The 8,339-nt window shown below is 68.1% G+C and carries 7 protein-coding genes; 4 read left to right on the top strand and 3 right to left on the bottom strand.

Going from position 1 to position 8,339, the window contains the following annotated elements; translation table 11 throughout:
- The first annotated feature begins 283 nt into the window (after nucleotides 1-283).
- From CDV49_RS16890 to CDV49_RS16900, 3 genes are read left to right on the top strand one after another with little or no spacing between them, the layout of a single operon-like run.
- On the top strand, nucleotides 284-2,752 hold the full coding sequence (locus CDV49_RS16890; protein ID WP_088216569.1) for a ligase-associated DNA damage response DEXH box helicase: 2,469 nt from the start codon (nucleotides 284-286) through the stop codon (nucleotides 2,750-2,752).
- A complete protein-coding gene (pdeM, locus tag CDV49_RS16895) occupies nucleotides 2,749-3,414 on the top strand; it encodes a ligase-associated DNA damage response endonuclease PdeM (protein WP_088216570.1) in 666 nt (221 codons plus the stop codon). Before CDV49_RS16890 ends, pdeM begins: the two co-directional genes overlap by 4 nt.
- A 60-nt stretch (nucleotides 3,415-3,474) precedes the next feature.
- Nucleotides 3,475-3,915 (top strand): PaaI family thioesterase, encoded by a 441-nt coding sequence (locus tag CDV49_RS16900; RefSeq protein WP_088216571.1) that lies wholly within the window; start codon nucleotides 3,475-3,477, stop codon nucleotides 3,913-3,915.
- Nucleotides 3,916-4,178: 263 nt separating this feature from the next.
- Here the strand turns inward: CDV49_RS16900 and folD are convergent, their stop codons facing one another.
- The 3 genes from folD to CDV49_RS16915 all read right to left on the bottom strand — a co-directional run bounded on the left by folD (nucleotide 4,179) and on the right by CDV49_RS16915 (nucleotide 7,182).
- Complete coding sequence (gene folD / locus CDV49_RS16905) at nucleotides 4,179-5,072, bottom strand: bifunctional methylenetetrahydrofolate dehydrogenase/methenyltetrahydrofolate cyclohydrolase FolD (protein ID WP_088216572.1); 894 nt, start codon at nucleotides 5,070-5,072, stop codon at nucleotides 4,179-4,181.
- Nucleotides 5,069-5,428 carry a chorismate mutase gene (locus tag CDV49_RS16910; protein ID WP_179209247.1) on the bottom strand — a complete coding sequence of 120 codons (360 nt, stop codon included), beginning with the start codon at nucleotides 5,426-5,428 and terminating at the stop codon, nucleotides 5,069-5,071. Before CDV49_RS16910 ends, folD begins: the two co-directional genes overlap by 4 nt.
- An 83-nt stretch (nucleotides 5,429-5,511) precedes the next feature.
- Nucleotides 5,512-7,182, bottom strand: coding sequence for a formate--tetrahydrofolate ligase (locus CDV49_RS16915; RefSeq protein WP_256947385.1), 1,671 nt, complete (start codon nucleotides 7,180-7,182; stop codon nucleotides 5,512-5,514).
- Between the two features lie 162 nt (nucleotides 7,183-7,344).
- On the opposite strand from CDV49_RS16915, the gene gap reads away from it, so the two are divergent.
- Nucleotides 7,345-8,339: type I glyceraldehyde-3-phosphate dehydrogenase (gap, locus tag CDV49_RS16920; protein ID WP_088216575.1), on the top strand; the 995-nt coding region annotated here is incomplete at its 3' end.

Consider the following 8,339-nt stretch of genomic DNA (forward strand, 5'->3'; position numbering starts at 1 on the left):
GGTCGGGGCACGGCGAGGCGGGAGGTTGCGCCTCGCAAGCGGGATAGTCAGCATGGGGCCCGGGCACGCGCTTCTGCCGCGCAAGCGGAATGGTCGGCCCGACGGCGCGGGAGCAGTACTTCCACCGCGCGAACGGGACAGTCGGCCTTCTGACGGTGAGCCGGTGACGGGGAGCACAGCCGCAACGCTGCGGAGCAGTCCCCTGCGCGGAACGGAAAGCCGGCCCCTCAAACCACAACGCGGACCACTCGAAGCCGGGCAGGCGCGCTCCTAGATAAGGGGGATGAGCACCCTTCCCCCCCCGTTTCACGACTGGTTCTCCGCACGTGGCTGGTCTGTCCATCCGCATCAGCGGGCGATGCTGGACCATGCGGCGGAACCGGCGCTGCTGCTCGTCGCACCGACGGGCGGAGGCAAGACACTGGCGGGGTTCCTGCCGTCGCTCATCGACATTGCCGCTGCGCCGAAACCCGGTCTCCACACGCTCTATGTCTCGCCGCTCAAGGCGTTGACGGCCGACATCCGGCGCAACCTTCTCCGTCCGATCGAGGAGATGGCGCTGCCGATCCGCGTGGACGACAGAACCGGCGACACCAGCCAGACCCGCCGCAAGCGTCAGCGCGCCGACCCGCCCCATATCCTGCTCACCACACCCGAAAGTCTGGCACTCATGCTGTCCTATGAGGATGCGCCACGGGTTTTCGCCGGGCTGAAGCGGGTGATCGTCGATGAGATCCATGCACTTGCGGACTCGAAGCGCGGGGATCAGCTCATGCTGTCGCTCGCACGGCTGGAGATGCTGGCGCCCGGTCTCCGGCGCGTGGGCCTGTCGGCGACGGTGGAGGACCCGCCCGCGCTCGGCCGCTTTCTCGCCCGCCATCCGGCGCCCTGCCGGATCCTTGCTGCCGATCCCGGCCCGGACCCGGACATCGCCATGCTCGCGACCGAAGTCCCGCCGCCCTGGGCAGGCGGCGGCGGGCGCTATGCCATTCCTGCGATCCTGGAGGAGGTGAAGCGCCATCGCACCACCCTGATCTTCCACAACACGCGGGCGCAGGCGGAACTGTTCTTCCGCGATCTTTGGCTGGCGAACGGGGATGATCTTCCCATCGCCATCCACCATGGCAGCCTCGCACGGGAGGCGCGGGAGCGGGTGGAGGCGGCGATGACGGCGGGCGCGCTCCGCGCCATCGTCTGCACGGGAAGCCTTGATCTCGGTATCGACTGGGGCGATGTCGATCTGGTCATTCAGGTGGGTGCGCCCAAGAACGTCAAGCGCCTCGTTCAACGGATCGGGCGGGCCAATCACCGCTACAATGCCCCGTCCAAGGCGCTGCTGGTGCCCGCGAACCGGTTCGAGGTGGTGGAATGTCAGGCCGCGCTGGACGCGATGCGCGATCATGCGCTGGACGGGGAGCCGCGCGGCCCCGGCCCGCTCGACGTGCTCTGCCAGCATATCGCGGCCACCGCCGCCGCCGGACCCTTCGATCCGGACCGGCTTTACGCCGAGGTGGTGACCGCCGGGCCTTATGCAATGCTGAAGCGGGGCGATTTCGACGCCTGTCTGGATTTCACCGCGACGGGCGGCTATGCGCTCCGGGCCTATGACCGCTGGCAGCGGCTCCGGCAGGGGCCGGACGGCCTGTGGCAGCTTCGCGATCCGCGGAGCGCGCAGACCATCCGCATGAACCTCGGCACGATCATCGACACCGACAAGCTGCGCGTCCGGTTCCGCGGGCAGGGTCAGCCGCTGGGAGAGGTGGAGGAGGCCTTCGCCGCCACGCTGACACCCGGCGACACCTTCCTGATCGGAGGTCAGGTGGTGCGCTACGAAGGTCTGCGCGACCTGACGGTGGAGGTGAGCCGCAGCCCCGGCGCCGATCCCAAGATCGCGGTGTACGACGGCACCAAGTTCGCCACTTCCACCCTGCTGACCGACCGGATCCTCGACATCTTCGCCCGGCGCGACTGGCCCGGCCTTCCGCGCCACACCGCGGATTGGCTGGCGCTGCAACGCGACATCTCCCGCCTGCCGGAACGCGACCGGCTGCTGATCGAATGCTTCCCCCATGACGGGCGCATCCATCATTGCATCTACGGTTTCGCGGGGCGGAATGCGCAGCAGACGCTCGGCCTTCTGCTCACGCGCCGGATGGAGGAGGAGGGGCTTGGCCCGCTGGGCTTCGTCGCCACCGATTATGCCACGCTGATCTGGGGGCTGGAGCCGATGACCGACGCCGCCCCGCTGTTCGACCGGTCACGGCTCCGGGAGGGGCTGGAGGGCTGGCTGCAGGGCAATGCTGTGATGAAACGGTCCTTCCGCGCGGTCGCCACCATCGCCGGGCTGATCACCCGCAACCTGCCCGGGCAGCGGAAATCGGGACGGCAGGCAACCTTTTCCTCCGACATCCTCTACGACACGCTCCGCCGCTATGACCCCGATCACCTGATGCTCCGCGCCACGCGGGAGGAGGCGATGCGCGGGTTGGTCGATTTCGGCCGGATCGAGACGATGCTGGACCGCGTGGGCGACCGGATCGACCTTGTGCGGCTCGACAGGGTGACCCCGCTTTCCGCGCCGCTGATGCTGGAGCATGGCCGGGTCCCGATCGACGGCGCGGGGCGGGAGCGTCTGCTCGCCGACAGGGCGGAGAGGTTGTTGGAGGAAGCCGGGCTAGCCGACCTGCAACCCGCCGGCCTGCAAATCGCCGACTTGCGAATCCCGAATGCGCAGGTCAAGAACGGAGCATGAACGGTTTCACGTTTCAGCTTCAGGGCGCGCGGCTGACGGCCCTCTCCTCCGGTGCGCTGTGGTGGCCGGAGCGGGGAGTGCTCACCGTGTCGGACCTGCATTTCGGCAAGGCGCGGCGCGCGGCCCGGCGGGGGGGCCAGCTTCTGCCGCCCTATGAGGTGGCCGAGACGCTGTTCCGTCTGGAGACGCTGGTAGATGCGCTCCGGCCCGCCACGATGATCGCGCTTGGCGACAGTTTCGACGATGCCGCGGCGGCGGATGAGATCGGGGAGGAGGAGCGGCTGCGCCTTCTTCGCCTGATGGCGGGGCGTCGCTGGCTCTGGGTGGAGGGCAACCACGACCCCGGTCCCGTGGCGCTTGGCGGCGCGCATGTGGCGGCGGTGACGGTCGGGCCGCTGGTCTTCCGCCACATCGCGGAAGAAGCCAGCGGCGAGGTTTCCGGCCATTATCACCCCAAGGCCCGTCTGGGCTTGGGGGGCGCCAGCGTCTCCCGCCCCTGCTTCCTGATCGACGGCACGCGGGTCATCATGCCTGCCTTCGGCAGCTACACCGGCGGGCTTGGCTGCAAGAGCGCGGTGCTTGCCTCCCTCATGGCACCCGGGGCGCTCGCCGTGCTCACCGGACCTTCGGCGCGCGCCGTGCCCATGGCGGCGGTTGGCTGAACTTCCGCTTCCCCCGGCGGGAAAAACCCGCAATTGTCTGACAGAAAGAGGGAGGGACCGATGGACACCGCGACAGAGCCGCTGGAGAGCCGTATTCGGGCAAGTTTCGCGCGGCAATCCATGCTCGCGACGCTGAAGGCGACGCTGGATGAGGTGGCGGAGGGTCGCTGCGTCATCTCCGCCCCCCTCCTGCCAGAAACCCGCCAGCAGCACGGCGCAGGTCATGCGGGCGCCACCTTCACGCTGGTCGATACGGCGGCGGGTTATGCGGCGCTGACGCTCATCCCTCCGGGCACCGAAGTGATGACGGCGGAAATGAAGATCAACCTGCTCTCCCCCGCCATCGGCGACCGGCTGATCGCGACGGGGGAGGTCGTACGTGCCGGACGGCGGCTCATCGTCGTGCGCGGCGAAGTGGTGGCAGAGGAGGCGGGCCGAACCCGCACCATCGCCATCGTGCAAGGGACGATGATCCCGGTCGATCCGCCCGCGGGGGCCTGATCCCCGCCATCGGTCGCCTTCCTCCCCGACGAGGCCAGCGCCCTCGCAGGCTGCTGAGAAAGGTTTCCAGCTCTGCGTTGGAGCTGAAATCGTTCGCAATCAGAAGAAATCCAGCCGGAAATCCACCTGTTTTGAGGCGCTCCGGGGGCGGTTTGCCGATTTCCAGAGCACAGGCATGAGGATTCTGAACTTTTTCAGCAGCCTGCCAGATCAAGATGGCTCCTGTGATACCGCCTTACACATTGGAAGCTACGCGTCGGGCCTCAGAGCGTCAGCCCCTCCGGCTCTGCCAGCCCGTTCGCCCGTGCACAGGCCGTGAGCGTATTGGCCAGAAGGCAGGCAATGGTCATCGGCCCGACGCCGCCCGGCACAGGAGTGATCGCGCCCGCGACCTCCGCCGCCTCGTCAAAGGCCACGTCGCCCGCCAGCCGTGTCCGGCCCTCGCCCGCGTCGATGCGGTTGATGCCCACATCGATGACGACAGCCCCCGGACGGATCCAGTCGCCCCGGATCATCCCGGGACGGCCCACCGCCGCCACGAGGATCTCCGCCTCGCGGCAGAGCGCGGGAAGGTCGTGCGTCCGGCTGTGGGCAACGGTGACCGTGCAGCTTTCCCGCAGCAGAAGCTGCGCCATCGGCTTGCCGACGATGTTGGAGCGCCCGACGACCACCGCCCTGCGCCCCGCCAGATCGCCCAGCTGGTCGCGGAGCAGCATCAGGCAGCCGAGCGGCGTGCAGGGGACCATCGCCTTCTGCCCGGTGGCGAGACGCCCCACGTTGATGACGTGAAACCCGTCCACATCCTTCGCCGGGTCGAGGGCGTTGATAACCCGCGCCTCGTCCATATGGCGCGGCAAGGGAAGCTGGACGAGAATGCCATGCACCGCGGGATCGGCGTTCAGCCGGTCGATGAGGGCGAGAAGCTCGGCCTCCGGCGTTTCGGACGGCAGGCGATACTCGAAGCTCTCCATCCCCGCGGCACGGGTCTGGACACCCTTGTTCTTCACATAGACCTGACTGGCCGGATCCTCTCCCACCAGAACCACGGCGAGACCGGGGATGATATCCGCCTCCGCCCTGATCCGCGCGGCCTCCACCGCCACACGTTCCCGGATGCCGGCGGCGAAAACCTTGCCGTCGATGATCTTTGCCGTCATTCCGTCTGTCCTTCCGATGGGCTGGCCAATGGGCGGGTCGGTGGGTTAGCCGAGGCATTGGCCGATGGGCCGAGCACCTGCTCCTCGCGCGCGATGGACCAGTCGATGAGACGCCGCCAGAGCGCCTCCGTCAGGTCGGGGTCCAGACCGAGCTCCGTGCCCGCGCGGCGCACATTGGCCACGACCTCCTCCACCCGCGCCTCGATACGGGCGGGCAGGCCTTCCGCCGGTTTCAGCTGCGCGGCACGGTCGATATAGGTCGCGCGGCGCACCAGAAGGGCTACGATCTCACGGTCCAGCGTGTCGATGGCGGACCGGAGTTCGACCATCGACCGGCAGTCCTGTGGCTGTTTCAAGGCGGTCTCCCGCGCTGTGGGCGATGGCGCCTCTTAGCCGCTGGAATACCGCCTTGCAATCGGGCCCGGTGCCGAAAGCGGCTTCAGAACAGCCCCTGAATGTTGCCCTTGCCATCCAGCCGGATGGTTTCGGCGGCAGGGTGGCGCGGCAGCCCGGGCATCGTGCGGATCTCGCCGCAAAGGACGACGATGAAACCCGCCCCCGCCGACAGCCGCACTTCCGTCACCGGCAGGGTGAAACCGGTCGGCGCGCCGCGGAGCGCGGGGTCGGCGGAGAAGGAATACTGCGTCTTGGCCATGCAGACCGGCAGGTGGCCATAGCCCTCCTCCTCCCAGCGGCGGAGCTGGCTGCGGGCCTGCTCGGGCAGGTTCACGTCGGCGGCGCCGTAGATCTGGCGGGCCACGGTGGCGATCTTCTCCTCCAGCGGCAGGTCGGCAGGGTAGAGCGGCCTGAACCGCGCCTCGCCGGACCGCGCGATCTCCGCCACCCGGCGGGCGAGCGGCAGAAGCCCTGCCGAGCCATCGGCCCAGTGGGTGCAGGGATAGGCCTCCGCCCCCGCTTGCCCCGCCGCCTCGATCAGCGCCTGCGTCTCCTGCGGCGTGTCGGAGGAGAAATGATTGATGGCGACCACCGCAGGCACGCCGAACTTCCGCACGTTCTCGATATGCCGCACGAGGTTGGCCGCGCCACGGCGCACGGCCTCCACATCTTCCCGCCCCAGATCCTCGCGCGCCACGCCGCCGTGGAACTTGATGGCCCTGACCGTGGCCACGATCACTACCGCATCCGGCTTCAGCCCCGCCGAGCGGCACTTGATGTCGAAGAACTTCTCCGCCCCGAGATCGGCCCCGAAACCGGCCTCCGTCACCACGAAATCGGCGAGACGGAGCGCCGCCCGCGTCGCGGCGACGGAGTTGCAGCCATGCGCGATATTCGCGAACGGCCCGCCATGCACGAAGGCCGGCGTATGTTCTAGCGTCTGGACAAGGTTGGGCTGCATCGCATCCTTGAGCAGCACCGCCATCGCGCCGTCGGCCTTCAGGTCGCGGCAATAGACCGGCGACCTGTCACTGCGGAAGCCGATGACGATACGGGCAAGCCGCTCCTCCAGATCCGCCAAGTCCTCCGCCAGACAGAGGCAGGCCATCACCTCGGACGCCACGGTGATGTCGAAGCCCCCTTCGCGCGGATAACCATTCGGCGCACCGCCAAGGCCCAGGACCACCTCGCGCAGCGCGCGGTCGTTCATGTCCACCACACGCTTCCATGCCACGCGCCGCTGGTCGATCCCCAGCGCGTTGCCCCAGTAGATGTGGTTGTCGATCATCGCAGACAGCAGGTTGTGCGCCGCTCCGATGGCATGGAAATCCCCGGTGAAATGGAGGTTCATGTCCTCCATCGGGATCACCTGTGCATAGCCGCCGCCCGCCGCCCCGCCCTTCATGCCGAAGGAGGGACCGAGGCTTGCCTCGCGCAGGCAGATCGCCGCCTTCTCGCCGATGCGCTGCAACCCGTCGCCCAGGCCGACGGTAGTCGTCGTCTTGCCCTCGCCCGCGGGGGTGGGGTTGACGGCGGTGACGAGGATCAGCCGCCCCTCCGGCCTGCCGTCCAGGGTCTTCAGATAGGCGGGATCCAGCTTGGCCTTGTCGCGGCCGTAGGGGATCAGCGCCTCCGGCGGGATGCCGATCCGCGCGCCGATCTCTGCGGGGGGCAGCTTTTCCGCCGCTCGGGCGATGTCGATATCGGACAGCACGGGGTCTCTCGCTTGCTCGCTCCTGTTGCCAGCGGTTCTGGCCGATGGCGGGCCGCTTCGCAAGCCGCGTATGGCAGGAAAGGCGCGCGGAGGGTGGATGACTCCTGCCCGCCTTTCCGATATGTTAGCGCTAACCATGCTTGGTCTATCGGGGAGAGGCGCATGACGACGACGGTAGCGATCAACGGATTTGGCCGGATCGGGCGGAACATATTGCGGGCGATAGTGGAGTCTGGCCGGAAAGATGTCGAGATTGTGGCGATCAACGATCTTGGCCCGGTTGAGACGAACGCGCATCTGCTTCGGTTCGACAGCGTGCACGGCCGGTTTCCGGGCGAGGTGCGGGTGAAGGGTTCGACGATCGACGTCGGCCGGGGCCCGATCGAGGTGACGGCGCTGCGCAACCCTGCTGAGCTGCCGTGGCAGGGGGTGGATGTCGCGCTGGAATGCACGGGGCTGTTCACCGACCGGGACAAGGCGGCGATCCATCTGGAGAACGGCTCGAAGCGGGTTCTGGTGTCGGCGCCCTCTGCGGGGGCGGACAAGACGATCGTGTTCGGGGTGAACGACAAGGTGCTCCGGCCGGAGGATCTGGTGATCTCGAACGGCTCGTGCACGACGAACTGCCTGAGCCCGGTGGCGCAGGTCCTGAACGACGCGGTCGGCATCACGCGGGGCTTCATGACGACGATCCACAGCTATACCGGGGATCAGCCGACGCTGGATACGATGCACAAGGACCTTTACCGGGCGCGGGCCGCGGCGCTGTCGATGATCCCGACCTCGACGGGGGCGGCGAAGGCGGTGGGCCTTGTGCTGCCGGAGCTGAAGGGGAAGCTGGACGGGGTTGCGATCCGGGTTCCGACGCCGAACGTCTCGGTGGTGGACCTGGTGTTCGAGGCTGCGCGGGACACGACGGTGGAGGAGATCAACGCGGCGATCCGCAAGGCGGCGGAGGGGCGTCTGACAGGCATCCTCGGCTTCACGGAGGAGGCGAACGTGTCCTCCGACTTCAACCACGACCCCCGGTCCTCGGTCTTTCACATGGACCAGACCAAGGTGATGGAGGGCCGGCTGTGCCGCATCCTCTCCTGGTACGACAACGAATGGGGCTTCTCCAACCGAATGGGCGATACCGCCGCCGCCATCGGACGGCT

The organism is Haematobacter genomosp. 1 (assembly GCF_002196855.1).
In the GTDB taxonomy this organism is placed as follows: domain Bacteria; phylum Pseudomonadota; class Alphaproteobacteria; order Rhodobacterales; family Rhodobacteraceae; genus Haematobacter.

What these genes read in the sequence shown, in the direction of transcription:
- pdeM (WP_088216570.1), top strand. Translation starts at nt 2,749, where the DNA reads ATGAACGGTTTCACGTTTCAGCTTCAGGGCGCGCGGCTGACGGCCCTC.
- CDV49_RS16890 (WP_088216569.1), top strand. Translation starts at nt 284, where the DNA reads ATGAGCACCCTTCCCCCCCCGTTTCACGACTGGTTCTCCGCACGTGGC.
- folD (WP_088216572.1), bottom strand. Translation starts at nt 5,072, where the DNA reads ATGACGGCAAAGATCATCGACGGCAAGGTTTTCGCCGCCGGCATCCGG.
- CDV49_RS16900 (WP_088216571.1), top strand. Translation starts at nt 3,475, where the DNA reads ATGGACACCGCGACAGAGCCGCTGGAGAGCCGTATTCGGGCAAGTTTC.